Genomic DNA, 14246 nt, shown 5'->3' with positions numbered 1-14246 from the left:
CAATCAGCTTTTGGGCGGTTTCGATCGGAATGTTAAATTAGCGATGGTACTCCTCGATCATTTGGCGCTTTGATTTACAAGTAAACGCCGCGGCAAGTTTGTGCCTGAATGAAGCTGACTCTCGCTCGGTCGCTCTTAAGAGGATGTCGAATGCCGAGATCAATTCTTTAGCTGTTAAGCCCACCAAGCGCGCGCAATGATCGTCTAACGGGCCGAAGACGCCTCTCAAGATATTTAGGGCGGGCTCATAGTAACCCCAGTTTCTGACGGCCAAAGTGTGCAATCGAACCCTCTCTTGTAAAGCAATCAGATATTGCTCTTCTTTTGATTGGGCTTCGCCTACCATTGCAAACCGTGATTCTTTGTAGGCATCGAGTAATTCGCTCAGCTTATCCGAAATGTCCTGGATGTCTTTTGGATGCGCGAAAATGGGCTGTAAGTCGCTGGGGTCGATGGTTAGAAAAGCAGCTTGTGCGAATTCGAGGTGGAATTGCTGTAGCGCGCCATCTTTATATTTAGGCCTGTCGATCGTTCCATCTCTCGCGATGCTGGCGAATAGGTAGGATTGTGCCATGTTAGCTAAGAAGTATGTCGGTTCGCAGCGCAGTAGCATCCCACGAAGTTGCTGTTGCAAGTTCGGCAACTCCGCTGCGGCCTTGGCGCCCACCTCTCCTATTGCCGATCGAATGACGTCGCTGGGAACGCCAGAAAACGGGTGTTTCGTAAGAAACGGTCCCTCGTCGTTCTGAATCGATCTGCGGTCGGACGATCGGCGCGTCTTGCGCGCCATTCGCCTGCGATCTTTTCTATTTGGTGACATGGTGGGCCACGTGAAGGAAATTCTATATTCGGCGTTGGATCATTTCTGACCAGAGCATTCTATACTCAATGTCGTTGTTTTGCTGGTTCTGCCGTCCTGTTGCTTTCCGCCCGACTCCCGGCCCCTTCAAGCCATGTCCGTCCCCCATCTCACCGTCTACTACAACACCCGCTGCCCCGTCTGTGACGCCGGCATCGACTGGCAGCGCAACAAGCTGCTGGCGCTGGTGCGCGCGGGCACGGTCGAGTTCAGGGACATCAACGAGCAGCCGGATGCACTGGCGCACTTCGGCGCCTCGCTCGACGACATCAGGCGCCGCCTGCACGCGACCGATGAGGCCGGTCGGCTTACCGTCGGTGCGGATGTTGCGATCGCGCTGTGGCGGTTAACGCCGGGGGAGGGGTGGCTTGCGGCGCTGTTCGGCAATCGCGTGGCATTGCCGTTCACGCGTTTCTTCTATGACCGGTTTGCCGATCTGCTGTTTGCCTGGAACAAGTGGAGCGGGCGCTGGTGATCGCCTGCCTAGGTCGGCCTACTTCTTCTTCGCGCCGACCCGGTCGAGGTTCTTGATTTCCAGCGGCGGGCGGCCGGATTTTTCGGCGATCTCGCGGTCCTGCTCCATGATGAAGGCACGGGCAGGCTCATCGCCGTCGAGGCCTCCGAGCAATTCCGAAGGCACGCGCCGGTTGGAGCGTTGTGAGCCGTCTTCGTAGAAGACGTTGAAAAAGGCGAATTCGCCTTTGGGATTGGTTCCAGGTTTTTTGGCCATGGCGGGCTTTTCGTCGATCAGGACGCCATAGTCAAATGACTTTGGCAGCTGCCAGCGCCGGTTTGAGGGGCTTTTTGCACGACTGCTAGACGAAATCCGTTCGCCCGATCGCCACGTCAGGCGCCTCGTATGGTCGATGCGACCTTTAGATCGGACCCTTGCCTCAATAAACGGCGGGCCGAAAAGCCCGCCGTTTATTTTTGGTCTTCAGTGTCGCCCGGGGCTGGCAGGGCAACAACTTAGGATAGAAGACTATAACTTGCGCCATAAGGTGGCAAGATAAATCGAGGCGGCGTTGGTCTCGCAGCGAGCGCGTCTGATATGCGCCAAAGGTCATCGCGGGTTCCAGCGTGCTCCCGAAGCAGATGCTTGGATAGCTGAAACATTTGTTCATTTTCTCTGCTCTCGCAATGCAGCGAGAGTTCGCTCGCATCGCGCGTATGCGTGTTGATGTGCATCGGCGCGCGTGCAGAAGGTCTCATCTAGTGCATGCAGATGAGTTCCAGCTTTGCGATGTGCACGTCACGTTGCGCGTGCGCGCCGCCCTCACGGTGCCACCAGCTCGACCCGCCGGTTGAGCGCGCGTCCGGCGTCCGTCGCATTCGAGCCGACGGGTGCCAGCAAGCCGACGCCGGCGGTGCGCAACCGTGCTTGCGCGATCCGAAAACTCTTCACGAGTTCGGCTGCGACAGCTTCAGCGCGACGCTTCGACAGATCGAGATTGTACTCATAGGCGCCCTGGCTGTCGGTGTGGCCGACGATGAAGACGTTGAGCTGGGGCTGGCTGGTGAGCAGCTTTGCGATCTGCTCCAGCGTCGGGCGGCTCTCCGGCTTGAGCATCGCCTTGTCGGTGTCGAAATAGATGCCGTAGAGCGCGATGTGGCCGGTCTCGCCAAGCCCCTTGGCCATCGCGGCGGCATCGACCATCTTGTTTTCGATTGCGCCCAGCTCCGCGACGGTGACCTGCGCATAGATCTCCTGGTTGTTCTGGCTGACGAGGACGCTGGCATAGGTCTCGCGCCCGCCCTCGGTCTTGCGGCCGGAAAAATAGCGGTAGTTGAAGCCGTCGACCCACATCTGCGGGACTGGCAGCGTATCGACCGCTTCCGTGAACGGAATAGCGCCGCAGGCGTCGGTGTCGCAGGCGAGCAAGGTCTCGAAGCCGGCCTTGGCAAGTTGCGTCTCAAAATTGCGGGAGACTTCCAGGATCGACGGGCCGGGATTGGTGCGGTAGGCGATGCGGATGATGCGGCCCTCGAGCCGCCGCGCGTCGATGGGCTGGCCGTCCTTGAAGGCGGCGGCTTGCATCCGCGCCGCGTCAAAATCTTTCACCACATAGCCGGTGACGACGCTGCCGGTGAAGCGGCCGATGCCGGGATAGTCCCGTCCGCCTGCGACGTCGCGCGTCTGTGCTGAGGCGGCCGTGATGGCGTGAAAGGAGAGCAACGCGAGGACTGCGATCATTCGGTAGGGAATGGGCATGGTCATCTCGAAGAGTTGGGGATGGGGGCGAACGCAAATCTTTAGTCGCGCGCACGCAGCGATCGGTTCTGGCGGGGATTTGCCGCTTTGACGCGACTCCGGTTCCCGGGCATGATCGCGCGCTGTTTCGCGCAAGATTTGAGGATTTCCCCACATGTTGAGATTCGCGCTCGCCACCGCGTTCGTCGTTTGTCTGGCCGGCGGCCAAGCCGAGGCCGCGCGTTGCGGCGGCGACTTCAACAGCTTCGTCGCCAGCATGACCTCGGAAGCGCAAGGAGCGGGCGTCTCTGCGAGCACGACCAGTGCGGCCTTCAGCGGCATTACCGAGGATGGCGCCGTGCTCGCCTTCGACCGGCGCCAGCGCTACACCTTCAACAAGAGCTTTGAGCAATATGTCTCGACCCGCGTCGGCCCGGGCCGCATCAATGGCGGCCGCGCGCTGCTCCAGCGCCATGCGGCGCTGCTCTCGCGCATCGAGCAGCAGTTCGGCGTGCCCCGGCATATCCTGGTCGCGATCTGGGGCCTGGAGAGTGACTTCGGCAAGGGCGACATCGGCAAGCTGCCGGTGATCCGCACGCTCGCGACGCTGGCGCATGACTGCCGCCGCACCGAGCTGTTCCAGGGTGAGCTGCTCGCCGCGCTCAAGATCGTGCAACGCGGCGACCTGCCGCTGCGCGACCTCATCGGCGCCTACGCCGGCGAGATCGGCCAGACCCAGTTCCTGCCGTCGTCCTACATCAAATACGGTGTCGATTTCGACGGCGATGGCCACGTCGACCTCCGCCACAGCGTCCCCGACGTGCTCGCCTCGACCGCGAACCTGCTCCACACCAACGGCTTCAAGATGGGCCAGCCTTACGGCGAAGGCACCGCCAATTTCGATGCCATGCGGGAGTGGAACAGGGCGGTGATCTATCGCAAGACGATCGGGTATTTTGCGGATCGGTTGGCGGGGCAGTGAGGCGTTGAGGAGGGCGAATGGTTTTCCGGCGTCGTCCCGGCGAAGGCCGGGACCCATACCGCGGAATCTATCGGTTGCGAACGGTGGGAGTACCGAACTGCGAGTCTTCGCCAAATCGAGTTCGGTGGTTATGGGTCCCGGCCTTCGCCGGGACGACGACGGAGAGTGAGGCGCGTTGCTTCACTCACCCACCCACGCTCACTTCGTCCCCTTCGCCATCTTCTCCAGCCGGCGCTGTAGCGGCAGCCAATATGTCCCCGGGCGGAAGCGCTGCAACAGGTCCATGAAGCGGGCGTCGTTGCCGATCAGGATGCGCGGCTGGTTCTTCTCGATGCCCTTGATGATGCGCAGCGCAGCGTCCTTCGGCGTGGTCTTCGCCGCGTTCTCGAACCGATCGATCATCTGCGCGCGACGGGCATTGTCGGTCACGCCGATCCCGGTGCGGGAACTGCGCGCGATGGAGGTGGCGACGCCGCCGGGATGCACGACCGACAGCTTCACCGGACTTCCCGCGACCGCAAGCTCGTGCCGCACGCTCTCGGAGAAGCCGCGCACCGCGAATTTGGCCGCCGCATAGGCTGCCTGACCCGGCGGCGCGATGATGCCGAAGATCGAGGAGAGGTTGACGATGTGCGCCTCTGCCTGCGTCTTCAGGTGCGGCAGGAAGGCGCGGGTGCCATGCACCACACCCCAGAAATTGATGTCGAACAGCCAGTCCATCTGCGCCTGGTCGATCTCCTCGAATTGGCCGAGCAGCGCCACGCCGGCATTGTTGACGAGGATGTTGAGCGAGGGATGCGCCGCGATCGCATCGGTCGCGAACCGGGCGATGTCACCGGGCTCGCTGACATCGACGCGATGCACGCTGACTTTGCGCGCAGCTCCGATCTCTGCGGCGAGAGTCTTCAGTCCGGCCTCGTCGCGATCGGCAAGCGCGAGGTCGCAGCCGAGCTGGGCCAGTTCGATTGCGAGCGCGCGGCCGATGCCGCTGGCCGCTCCGGTGATGGCCGCGGCGCCGCGAATCACAGTCATGATGCCTCCCGTCAAGCTCTGATAGGGAACTATGATTTACATTTTTTCAGAATGGAACCGAACTGCAAGGGAGTTCGCTCCTTAACTCACGTGAGGCGGACGCACACAAGCATTGGGAGCCATCGATGGGACAGTCAGAACCATTTCAAGCAACCGCACTCATCGTAGAGGACGACGCTATGCAGCGGGAGATGCTCAGTCTGCTGCTGGAAGAGAGTGGCTACCAGGTCATCCAGTGCGAAAGTGCCGAGGCTGCCGAGCGTGTGCTTGAGAAGAATGCGGGCGCGCTGTGCCTGATGCTGACGGACGTGCAACTTGCCGGCCGCATGAACGGCATCGAGCTGGCGCATGTCGCCAAGGACCGCAATCCGAAGCTCGACATCGTCGTCACCTCCGGGCGTCCGCTGATGCAGCCCTTGCCTGATGGTGCAAAATTCTGGGCCAAGCCGTGGGCGCCGCTCGACGTGCTGCGCGAAGCCGAGCTCGCGCAACTGTCCTAGCGGAGCACGAGGTCGCCGTCGACCCGATGAGCGTCGCCGGCGCGGCTGACCGCGTCGTGACTTTTCCAGGCCGGGCAGGGGTGGTAGGGACAGGACATGTCCTGGTCCTTCCTGCTTACCTCGCTCATCGTCGTCGCGTCCCCCGGCACCGGCGTGCTCTATACGCTGGCTGCGGCACTCACGCGCGGCTCCCGTGCCAGCGTGGCGGCCTCCTTCGGCTGCACCCTCGGGATCGTGCCGCATATGATCGCGGCGATGCTGGGCCTTGCCGCCGTGCTCCACACCAGCGCGCTCGCCTTTGCCGCGCTGAAATGGTGCGGCGTGGCCTATCTGCTCTACATGTCCTGGCAGGCGCTGCGCGAAACCGGGTCGCTTTCGGTCGAGGCTGATATCAAGGAGCGCTCGAGCGGCCGCGTCATCGTGACCGGATTCCTGATCAACATCCTGAACCCAAAACTCTCGATCTTCTTCCTCGCCTTCCTGCCGCAGTTCATCGCGCTCGACGAGGCCCATGTGCTGGCACGGATGCTGGAATTGAGCGGCGCCTTCATGGCGATGACGTTTGTGGTGTTCGTCGTCTATGGCCTCTGCGCGGCATCGGTACGCGAGCGCGTCATCTCCCGCCCTGGTGTGATGGCCTGGCTGCGCCGCAGTTTTGCAGCTGGCTTTGCGCTGCTTGGGGCGAAGCTCGCATTCGCCGAGCGATAGGCAGTAGACGCGATCTCCTCTTCACCTCTCCCCGCTTGCGGGGCGAGGTGTGAGAGAACGGAACAAGCCAATAAAAAAGCGGGCCTCGCGCCCGCCACCTTCAATCTCTCAAGCCTTACCCGAAGCCCGGGCGGAGCGAGGCTCCACCCGGGCAAACAAAAAGAAGCTGCGTTACTTCTTCTTCGCCTTCTTGGCCTTCTTCGCCTTCTTCTTCGCCGCCTTCTTCGCTTTCTTAGCCATAGTATCCTCTCAAGGGTTCATGGTTAAACGCGACACGAGGGATGCTCGGCGGAGGGCCAGCCTCGCAACATCCTCGGTGACGAACTCAGCAGATTCGCGGGCGCCTGCCCCGCGTTGTCACATCTGTGTCATTACGTTATCCACAGCTCAGATGCATTTTCGGGTGATTTCCGCCCGCGAATCCGCATCGCAGCACGCCACGGCGCATCTCACATCAACGTCGGCGGCATGGCTAACAACCCGACAATCGGCGCGCGCCGTTCATGAATCCAAAACCAAAGACGCGCTTTCGCAGATCGCGGTGAGGTTCCGTTAAGCGCACCCGCGCATTGTCGTCCGCAAGAACACGGGGACGGGTCATGGACGAACGGGTGCCAGAGACAGGGAGCGGGACGCTGCGCGTACTGTGGGCGCCATGCTGAACGTACCGACACTTTGGACGGTCTTCGTCGTCAACTTCCTGGCGCTCGGCCTGATCTGGGCCTACGTGACGCGCTCCTATCCGAAATTCGAGGCGGCACGGTTCTGGATGGCGTCGGCCTTTGTCGGTGCAGCCGGTGCAATGACCGCCCTGGCCCGCCTGTTCGTCACCTCTCCTCTGCCGCTTCTGCTCGGGTCCGCCGGTATCATCGCCGCGAGCTGCCTGGCGGCGATGGGCATTCAGCGTTTCTATGGCCGGCCGGTGTCCTGGCGCGTCATGGTCGCGACGAGCGCCCTGAGCATCAGTGGCACGGTGTTCTTCATGGTCGTGTTCGATCACATGCAGCTTCGCATGATGAGCTACACGCTCGGGCAGGCCGTTCCTCTGCTGCTGGCGTTGCGCCTGCTGCTGTCGCCGCAGGAAGGCCGCGTCAGTCCCGGCGCTTGGCTCTCCAGCATCGTCATCATCACCATCATCGCGATCTTCGCGGCCCGTACGGTCGGCAATCTGCTTGGCGGCGATTTCTCGGCCGTGGCCGGCAGTCAGGGCCATGCCGTCATGGTGCTGGGGCTGCTGTTCCTGTCGATGACGCTCAATTTCGGCTTCCTCTTGATGGCGATGGACCGGCTGCGCAACGAGGTCGCCGATCTCGCGCTGCTCGACGATCTCACGGGAGTATCCAACCGTCGCCATCTGTTGCAGCGCCTCTCCGAGGAATGCGCCCGCTCGGAGCGCAGCGGCGAGCCGTTCTCGCTGCTGGTGATCGACCTCGACGGCTTCAAGACCATCAACGACACCCATGGACATGCGGCCGGAGACGCCTGCCTCCAGCATTTCACCCTGATGGCGCAGACGCGCTTAAGGCCCGGCGACATGCTCGCCCGCACCGGCGGCGACGAGTTCTGCGTCGTGCTGCCGTCGTCCTCCTTACGCGAAGGCGCGCTGATCGCCCGCCGCGTGCTTGAGGTTTGCCGCCAGGATGCCGCCGCTTGCGCCGGCAACGACATTCCGATCGCGATATCGATTGGCGTCGCCGAATGGGATCGCGACATCGGCCAATTCCCGGACCGGCTGATCGCGCACGCCGACCACGCCCTCTATGCCGCCAAGAAGAACGGCAAGAACGATTTTGCGGTCTATGACCAGGCGCCGCCGCTCTCGCCGGAGCCGCCCGGACCGGTCGAGGCCACGCGCAAATTCGCGTAAAGTCGTGCTAACTTCGGGTCTGCATTGGACCCGCATGATGATATCTCGCCTGCTCGCGGCCGTTGTCGCCGCGCTCTTTCTGATCGCCCCCGCAGCCGCAACGGACGCCGAGCTCGCCAAGATCGCGCGGGTCTCGGGCACGCCCGACATTCCCGGGCTGAAAATGGTCTGGCTCGCGCCGTGGGGCGATGTCGGCAACGCCCATCCCTGGCGCAACATCATCGTGCACCAGACCGAGGGGCCGACGGGCTCGGCGCGCGGCGGCGCGCAAGAGCAGTTCAAGAACCCGACCCGGCGCGGTGTGATGGTCTGGGTGGAGACCGACGGCACGGTCTATTGGTCGGTTGCGGAAAATCTGGTGCCGACCCATACCGACGGCGCCAATCGCGACGACAACAAGTACATCGACAACAAGCCGACCTTTCATCAGATCGTGCGCGACAATTCGATCGGTGTCGAGTTCGCCGGCAACTATCCCGACGTGGCGACCGGCCCGACGGCGGCGCAGGTCGCAGCGTGGAAGATCCTCGTCCAGGTCTTGCGCGCGCGCTACGGCATCCCGCTCGACCACGTCTACGCGCACAACTGGATCGACTACAAGGACGCCCGCTATTGCGAGGGCTGCTGGCTCGCGACGCTGGCAAGGACATGGGGGGAGTAAGGGGGGCGTTAGACCGGCTGCGCCATCCAACCAAAAAATCGCCGGATCAATCCCGGCCGCTGCGGTAACTCCGGCGGCTCGTCGGCCGCCAGCACGCGTTTGAAGAAGTAATCCAGAAACACCGTGTCGTTCGGCTCGGTGACGGTGAACTGCTCGTCGCCGAAGAACACGCTGTAATTATAGAAGAACGGACCCATGATCGGGATCGTGGCCGTGCTCGCATAGTCCTTCGAGATCACGAACTCCGCGGGGTCGAGCCCGTGCTCGCGCATCGCTTGCTCGACCAGCGGCAGCTTGCGCATGAACTGGGCGGAGAAGCCGCCGACTGTGGATTGCAGGATGATTGACACGGTGGTGTCCGTTCGCTTGATGTTGTCGGTCCGATAGTTTTGGGTCGGTTGACCGGTCGCAGGGGTTCAAGGCAAGCTCGGTTCTACCTTGGCTTAAGGGGAGGGGAGTGTGATGGCGGTCTCAGTCGGCAGGACGCTCTACCGACTGCAGCCACAGCCACCGCTGTCATCGCCCGGTTTAGCCGGGCGATCCAGTATTCCAGAGGCCTACGTTGGAGATCTCGCTCTCGCGATGGCGCCGCGGCGTACTGGATGCGCCGCCTTCGCGGAGCATGACACCGAGTGTGGGACGAACTTGGCGCTCAAACAGAGCATCGCCACAAAACAAAAAAGCCGGCGTTGCCGCCGGCTTTCTGTCTCTCGATCCGCCAATCTCTGGCGCCGGATCCTCGCGCTTAGTGCGCGGCTTCCAGCGCGGCTTGTTCGGCCCTTGCGATCGTGCCCTTGACCGCGGACTGCACCTTCTCGAAGGCGCGGACCTCGATCTGGCGGACGCGCTCGCGCGACACGCCGAACTCGGCGGCAAGGTCTTCCAGCGTCATCGGCTCATCGGCGAGGCGACGGGCCTCGAAGATGCGGCGTTCGCGCGCGTTGAGCACGCCCATGGCGCCATTGAGCGCGTCACGGCGATGATCATATTCCTCGTGCTCGGCCAGCATGGCTTCCTGGTTGGGCGAATTGTCGACCAGCCAGTCCTGCCATTCGCCGGCTTCGCCGTCGTCGCGGATCGGTGCGTTGAGCGACGCGTCGCCACCGAGGCGGCGGTTCATGTCGATCACGTCCTGATCAGTGACGCCGAGACGCTTGGCGATGATCTTCACCTGGTCGGGGCGGAGATCGCCTTCGTCCAGTGCGGAAATCTTGCTCTTCGCCTTGCGCAGGTTGAAGAACAGCTTCTTCTGGTTCGCGGTGGTGCCCATCTTCACGAGCGACCACGAACGCAGGATGTACTCTTGAATCGACGCCTTGATCCACCACATGGCGTAGGTGGCGAGACGGAACCCCTTTTCGGGTTCGAAACGCTTCACCGCCTGCATCAAGCCGACGTTGCCTTCCGAGACGACCTCGGAGATGGGCAGGCCGTAGCCGCGATAGCCCATGGCAATCTTGGCCACGAGTCGCAGATGGCTGGTGACGAGTTGATGCGCGGCGTCACGATCGTCGTGCTCGCGCCAACGCTTGGCGAGCATGTATTCCTGCTGGGGTTCCAGCATCGGAAACTTGCGGATTTCGCCGAGGTAACGGGAAAGGCCGGATTCTCCATTGAGGACCGGCAGGGTAGCGGTACGGGCCATAGTGCGCCCTCCAAACAGGTTCAGGCCCCCGATAGCGGCGGGCCAGGCAGACGACCGCTTGGTTAAAGCCAGTCGTAGCTGCGATGTTCCGCGTTGGTCATTTCAACGCAGGCGCAATATACCCCAAGGGGGGGCAAAAAGGGAAGGATTGCTGACGTCACGTCCCCGTGTGGCAGCTATAACTTTTTGTAAGGTAAGGGTTTTCTGAAACTGCCTGCGTCATAGCGCCGCTTTCAAAGCCCCTTCCAGGAGAAGCAAATCCTCCGGCAGAGCCGCCTCCCAGTGAAGAAGTTCTCCAGTCCTCGGGTGCTCCAATACCAGCAGATAAGCGTGCAGGGCCTGCCGCCCGAGGGCAGTCAAAGCGGCCTGCGACTCGGGGCCGAGGTGGTTCGCCTTGGTCTTGAAATGCGGGCCGTAGACGGCGTCGCCCAAGAGCGGATGGTCGATATGGGCGAGGTGGACCCGGATCTGGTGGGTGCGCCCGGTCTCGAGCTCGCAGGCGAGCAGGGTTGCGATCGGCTTGCCGTCACGCCCGGTAAAACTCTGCAAGATCTCCCAGTGCGTCACCGCCTCGCGGCCGCTCTGGCGCACCGCCATCTTCTCCCGCGCATACGGATGGCGGTCGATCGGCGCGTCCACCGTGCCGCGGTGACGGCCCGGCGCGCCCCAGGCGAACGCCATGTAGCCGCGCCGCATCGGACCGGTGCGGCCGTGGTCGGCGAATTGCGCGGTCAGCGACGCATGCGCAAGGTCGTTCTTGGCGACCACCATCAGCCCGGTGGTGTCCTTGTCGAGCCGGTGCACGATGCCGGGCCGGCGCACCCCGCCGATGCCCGAGAGCGAAGAGCCGCAATGGGCGATCAGCGCATTTACCAAGGTCCCTGTCTCGTGCCCGGCCGCGGGGTGCACCACCAGCCCCTTCGGCTTGTTGAGGACGATGATGTCGTCGTCCTCGAACACGATATCCAGCGCGATGTCCTCGCCCTTGGGCTCCGGCGGGACCGCCTCCGGCACGTCGATTATGATCGTATCGCCCGAACTGACGTGATAAGCGGGATCGCGGACCGCGGCGGCCTTCAGGCTCACCGCGCCCGCCAAAATCAGGGCTTTCAGCCTTGATCGCGACAGGTCCGGCAGCTGTGCCGCCAGCACGCGGTCGAGCCGGGCCGAGCCCTCGTCGCCGCCGACCACGACCTCCAATTTCTGCGCTGAACCCGAGCTTTCCATGACGACGTCTGATACCGCTGTTCCCGACCCGAGCCCCGAGCAGGCCGCGCTGTTTGCGCGGGTGCGGCGGATGATGCTGATCGCGGGGTTGACGACGGCGCTGGCAATCTGCGCCGTCCTGATCGCGGTGGGCTACCGCCTTTTCAAGTCGGAGGGAAGGGCGGCGGAGCCGGTCGTGGACGTCACCGCTACCTTGCCGAAGGGAGCCAAAATCGTCTCGACCGGGGTTGCCGGGGACCGGCTCGTGATCACGCTCGATGTCGGCGGCGCCACCGAAATCCGTACCTTCGACGCCCACAGCTTGAGGCCGGTCGGAACGCTGAAATTTGCCAATGAGCCGTAAGGCCGGGCTCGGAACTCCCCAACGCCTCCGCTGTCGTCCTGGGCGAAAGCCAGGACCCATAGCCACTGGCCGGATATGGTTATGGGGACTCGGAGTTAACTCTGCGCGTTACAATTATCCCGTGGGGTAATGGGTCCTGGCTTTCGCCAGGACGACGACAGAGAGCATGTCTGAAACCCTCAATCCCGGCTTGCCGCCGGCAAAATTCGAGGCTATGTCGTGTCCCTCACGCTCCCTTCGTCTAGCGGTTAGGACGCGGCCCTCTCAAGGCTGAAACAGGGGTTCGATTCCCCTAGGGAGCGCCAGCGGCTCTAGAAGCGCTGAGATATCAAAAACATCACGCAAATCATGGCTTTGACTGCGCTCGGGTGGTAGCACTGCGTGGTAGCTTTTGATGCGCGCGTTGATGGGACTGATCAAGGACAGACACGGGACGTACTACGCCCAACGGAAGGTGCCACAGCGCCTCCAGGAGGCCGTCGCGCGCGTGCTCAATTCCGACAAGCCCAGGCAGGTGTTCCTAAAGAAATCCCTCGGCACCAAAGTTCTCAAGGAAGCCAACGTCGCGGCCACGCACGTCTTGGGGGACTTCAATCGGACGCTCGCCAGCGCGGAAGCCCTGCTCAAGGAACGCCCTTCCGTAGCGGCGCTCACCGACGCACAAATCAAGCGGATGTCCGAACGCTGCTACGCGCTGCTGATGGCATCCGATGAAGAGGAGCGTCAGGAAGGGACAGGCTCAGAGCCAATCTTCCAAAGTGTCGCGGAGCAACTCACCGCAGCGGGCGTTGAATTCGATACGCCTTTCAAGGTTGGTGAACTGCCGGAGGCCGGTCTCTCGGACCGTGAGGTACTCAAGCGCACGCACGCACTATCTGAGGACCTGCCTGATGCCATGGCCGCTTTGGCCAAGGGCGATGTCACCCATGTGCGCCTCGACGTGGAAGAGTTGCTCGAAGAATTCCAACTGAACCTTGATCGCAAAAGCCAGTCATACAGACGGCTAGGTATGGCTGTGCTCGCGGCCCGCGTGCGAGGTCTCAAGGATGTCCAGCAGCGCGATGCTGGAGAGCCGATACCGACCCCGCAGCTCGGGGAGGTCGTGACCCTCAGTGCCTCTGGGACCCTCAGGGAGGCCTTTGAGGGATGGAAGAAGGAACGCGATAGGCCTGAGGGCACAGTGCACGAATATGGGCGAGCGGTGGAAATGTTCGTTCAACTGCACGGCAACCTTGCCGTCTTGGAATTGCGGCGGTCGCACGCACGGGCTTATCGGGAAGCCCTTCAACTGGTGCCCAAGACACGCAGGGGCGCGTTGCTGAAGGCCTCGCTGCCCGAGCTGAGCGAGTATGGCCGCGAGCACCCCACGGTCCCCAAGGTCTCCTCAGGCACCGTTAACAAGCAACTAGGAGCGCTGCAAGCTATAGCCGGTTGGGGCCATCACCACGGACTTGTGCCGGACGACGTGCCATGGGCGGACCCGTTCTCTGAGATGCGCCTTGAGGAGGAGCAGTCAGAGCGAGAGCCATTCGACGCGCGCGACCTCCAAACTATCTTTGATGCCCCGCTCTTCACCGAGCACAAGTTGCCCACGGGAGCTAAGGGTGATGCGGGTGTGTGGCTGCCGCTCCTCGCCCTCTTCGCTGGTGCACGTCAGGCGGAGTACGCAGGCCTTCGCGTGTCTGACATTCGGGTAGATGAAGAGACGAGCGTTGCGCTCATGTGGTTTGCGAAGGACACTAAGGCTGGGCGGCGGCTCAAGACGAAGACATCTGAGCGTGTCGTGCCGGTTCATCCTCTACTCGTGACCCTGGGCTTCCTGAAGTATGTGGAGGCCCGGCGCAAGGAAGGTGAGAAGGCTTGGTTGTTCCCCACTGTGGCGCCCGATCAGAAAGGCTCCCTGAGCGCTTGGTCTAAGTGGTGGGGCCGCTATCTGCGCAACCATGTCGGCATCAACGACCAGAACAAGGTGTACCACAGCTTTCGTCACGGCTTTCAGGACGCGCTCCGGCGAACCACGCCTGATGAGGAGTTGCGTGATGCTCTGACTGGCCGGAGCAGCGGGAACAAATCTGTTGGCCGAACCTATGGCGCAAAGGCCATGTTGCAGCGCTGGGGTGCCCCGGCACTCAAGCGAGCCGTGGACGACATTTCGTATCCCGGCTTGGACGTGTCGCGCGTTCAAGCTTTCGGGCGTGTAAGGCGTACCCGCGACATCGCCTAAGCACGAC

At 62.4% G+C, this 14246-nt stretch carries 15 protein-coding genes and 1 tRNA gene; 9 read left to right on the top strand and 7 right to left on the bottom strand.

The features are described from left to right. Positions 1 to 37 precede the first annotated feature (37 nt). On the bottom strand, positions 38 to 790 hold the full coding sequence (locus UB31_RS00580) for a hypothetical protein (protein ID WP_045009423.1): 753 nt from the start codon (positions 788 to 790) through the stop codon (positions 38 to 40). A 163-nt stretch (positions 791 to 953) separates the two neighbouring features. Here UB31_RS00580 and UB31_RS00575 point away from each other — a divergent pair, with 163 nt between their 5' ends. After that, positions 954 to 1334, top strand: a complete 381-nt coding sequence (locus UB31_RS00575) for a thiol-disulfide oxidoreductase DCC family protein (RefSeq protein ID WP_045009422.1) — start codon at positions 954 to 956, stop codon at positions 1332 to 1334. A gap of 18 nt (positions 1335 to 1352) precedes the next feature. Here the strand turns inward: UB31_RS00575 and UB31_RS00570 are convergent, their stop codons facing one another. After that, positions 1353 to 1589, bottom strand: a complete 237-nt coding sequence (locus UB31_RS00570; protein WP_045003598.1) for a hypothetical protein — start codon at positions 1587 to 1589, stop codon at positions 1353 to 1355. 546 nt (positions 1590 to 2135) lie between these two features. Next, positions 2136 to 3071 carry an OmpA family protein gene (locus tag UB31_RS00565; RefSeq protein WP_502691242.1) on the bottom strand — a complete coding sequence of 312 codons (936 nt, stop codon included), beginning with the start codon at positions 3069 to 3071 and terminating at the stop codon, positions 2136 to 2138. A gap of 154 nt (positions 3072 to 3225) precedes the next feature. Between UB31_RS00565 and UB31_RS00560 the strand changes: the two genes are divergently transcribed. Further along, a complete protein-coding gene (locus tag UB31_RS00560; protein ID WP_045009420.1) occupies positions 3226 to 4032 on the top strand; it encodes a lytic murein transglycosylase in 807 nt (268 codons plus the stop codon). A 198-nt stretch (positions 4033 to 4230) separates the two neighbouring features. Here UB31_RS00560 and UB31_RS00555 read toward each other — a convergent pair whose 3' ends face one another. Further along, entirely contained in the window at positions 4231 to 5064 is an 834-nt protein-coding gene (locus tag UB31_RS00555; RefSeq protein WP_045009419.1) for an SDR family NAD(P)-dependent oxidoreductase, read from the bottom strand. Between the two features lie 125 nt (positions 5065 to 5189). Here UB31_RS00555 and UB31_RS00550 point away from each other — a divergent pair, with 125 nt between their 5' ends. The 4 genes from UB31_RS00550 (at position 5190) to UB31_RS00535 (ending at position 8800) form a co-directional block, all read left to right on the top strand. After that, entirely contained in the window at positions 5190 to 5564 is a 375-nt protein-coding gene (locus UB31_RS00550) for a response regulator (protein WP_045009418.1), read from the top strand. Between the two features lie 96 nt (positions 5565 to 5660). Then, positions 5661 to 6272, top strand: a complete 612-nt coding sequence (locus UB31_RS00545) for a LysE family translocator (protein ID WP_045009417.1) — start codon at positions 5661 to 5663, stop codon at positions 6270 to 6272. Positions 6273 to 6927: 655 nt separating this feature from the next. Continuing rightward, complete coding sequence (locus tag UB31_RS00540; protein WP_045009416.1) at positions 6928 to 8139, top strand: GGDEF domain-containing protein; 1212 nt, start codon at positions 6928 to 6930, stop codon at positions 8137 to 8139. 34 nt (positions 8140 to 8173) lie between these two features. After that, positions 8174 to 8800 (top strand): peptidoglycan recognition protein family protein, encoded by a 627-nt coding sequence (locus UB31_RS00535; protein ID WP_045009415.1) that lies wholly within the window; start codon positions 8174 to 8176, stop codon positions 8798 to 8800. A gap of 8 nt (positions 8801 to 8808) precedes the next feature. On the opposite strand, the gene UB31_RS00530 is transcribed toward UB31_RS00535, so the two are convergent. The 3 genes from UB31_RS00530 to UB31_RS00520 all read right to left on the bottom strand — a co-directional run bounded on the left by UB31_RS00530 (position 8809) and on the right by UB31_RS00520 (position 11672). Then, positions 8809 to 9150: a hypothetical protein gene (locus UB31_RS00530; protein WP_045009414.1), complete on the bottom strand. Its 342-nt coding sequence runs from the start codon at positions 9148 to 9150 to the stop codon at positions 8809 to 8811. 395 nt (positions 9151 to 9545) lie between these two features. Then, complete coding sequence (gene rpoH, locus UB31_RS00525) at positions 9546 to 10445, bottom strand: RNA polymerase sigma factor RpoH (protein ID WP_045009413.1); 900 nt, start codon at positions 10443 to 10445, stop codon at positions 9546 to 9548. Positions 10446 to 10664: 219 nt separating this feature from the next. Continuing rightward, positions 10665 to 11672, bottom strand: coding sequence for an RluA family pseudouridine synthase (locus UB31_RS00520; protein ID WP_045009412.1), 1008 nt, complete (start codon positions 11670 to 11672; stop codon positions 10665 to 10667). Here UB31_RS00520 and UB31_RS00515 point away from each other — a divergent pair. The 3 genes from UB31_RS00515 (at position 11671) to UB31_RS00505 (ending at position 14239) form a co-directional block, all read left to right on the top strand. Then, positions 11671 to 12015 carry a hypothetical protein gene (locus UB31_RS00515; RefSeq protein ID WP_045009411.1) on the top strand — a complete coding sequence of 115 codons (345 nt, stop codon included), beginning with the start codon at positions 11671 to 11673 and terminating at the stop codon, positions 12013 to 12015. The two genes, UB31_RS00520 and UB31_RS00515, sit on opposite strands and share 2 nt — an antisense overlap. Positions 12016 to 12245: 230 nt before the next feature. Further along, positions 12246 to 12320 (top strand) — tRNA-Glu (locus UB31_RS00510). Between the two features lie 89 nt (positions 12321 to 12409). Beyond that, entirely contained in the window at positions 12410 to 14239 is a 1830-nt protein-coding gene (locus UB31_RS00505) for a site-specific integrase (protein ID WP_156175118.1), read from the top strand. Positions 14240 to 14246 lie beyond the last annotated feature (7 nt).

Source organism: Bradyrhizobium sp. LTSP849 (genome assembly GCF_000938255.1).
Lineage (GTDB): Bacteria > Pseudomonadota > Alphaproteobacteria > Rhizobiales > Xanthobacteraceae > Bradyrhizobium.
This window is presented reverse-complemented; position numbering and strand designations above follow the sequence as displayed.

Excerpts from the sequence above, each read along its gene's own strand:
- UB31_RS00580 (WP_045009423.1), bottom strand. The coding sequence starts at position 790 with ATGGCGCGCAAGACGCGCCGATCGTCCGACCGCAGATCGATTCAGAAC.
- UB31_RS00575 (WP_045009422.1), top strand. The coding sequence starts at position 954 with ATGTCCGTCCCCCATCTCACCGTCTACTACAACACCCGCTGCCCCGTC.
- UB31_RS00570 (WP_045003598.1), bottom strand. The coding sequence starts at position 1,589 with ATGGCCAAAAAACCTGGAACCAATCCCAAAGGCGAATTCGCCTTTTTC.
- UB31_RS00565 (WP_502691242.1), bottom strand. The coding sequence starts at position 3,071 with ATGCCCATTCCCTACCGAATGATCGCAGTCCTCGCGTTGCTCTCCTTT.
- UB31_RS00560 (WP_045009420.1), top strand. The coding sequence starts at position 3,226 with ATGTTGAGATTCGCGCTCGCCACCGCGTTCGTCGTTTGTCTGGCCGGC.
- UB31_RS00555 (WP_045009419.1), bottom strand. The coding sequence starts at position 5,064 with ATGACTGTGATTCGCGGCGCCGCGGCCATCACCGGAGCGGCCAGCGGC.
- UB31_RS00550 (WP_045009418.1), top strand. The coding sequence starts at position 5,190 with ATGGGACAGTCAGAACCATTTCAAGCAACCGCACTCATCGTAGAGGAC.
- UB31_RS00545 (WP_045009417.1), top strand. The coding sequence starts at position 5,661 with ATGTCCTGGTCCTTCCTGCTTACCTCGCTCATCGTCGTCGCGTCCCCC.
- UB31_RS00540 (WP_045009416.1), top strand. The coding sequence starts at position 6,928 with ATGCTGAACGTACCGACACTTTGGACGGTCTTCGTCGTCAACTTCCTG.
- UB31_RS00535 (WP_045009415.1), top strand. The coding sequence starts at position 8,174 with ATGATGATATCTCGCCTGCTCGCGGCCGTTGTCGCCGCGCTCTTTCTG.
- rpoH (WP_045009413.1), bottom strand. The coding sequence starts at position 10,445 with ATGGCCCGTACCGCTACCCTGCCGGTCCTCAATGGAGAATCCGGCCTT.
- UB31_RS00515 (WP_045009411.1), top strand. The coding sequence starts at position 11,671 with ATGACGACGTCTGATACCGCTGTTCCCGACCCGAGCCCCGAGCAGGCC.
- UB31_RS00520 (WP_045009412.1), bottom strand. The coding sequence starts at position 11,672 with ATGGAAAGCTCGGGTTCAGCGCAGAAATTGGAGGTCGTGGTCGGCGGC.
- UB31_RS00505 (WP_156175118.1), top strand. The coding sequence starts at position 12,410 with ATGCGCGCGTTGATGGGACTGATCAAGGACAGACACGGGACGTACTAC.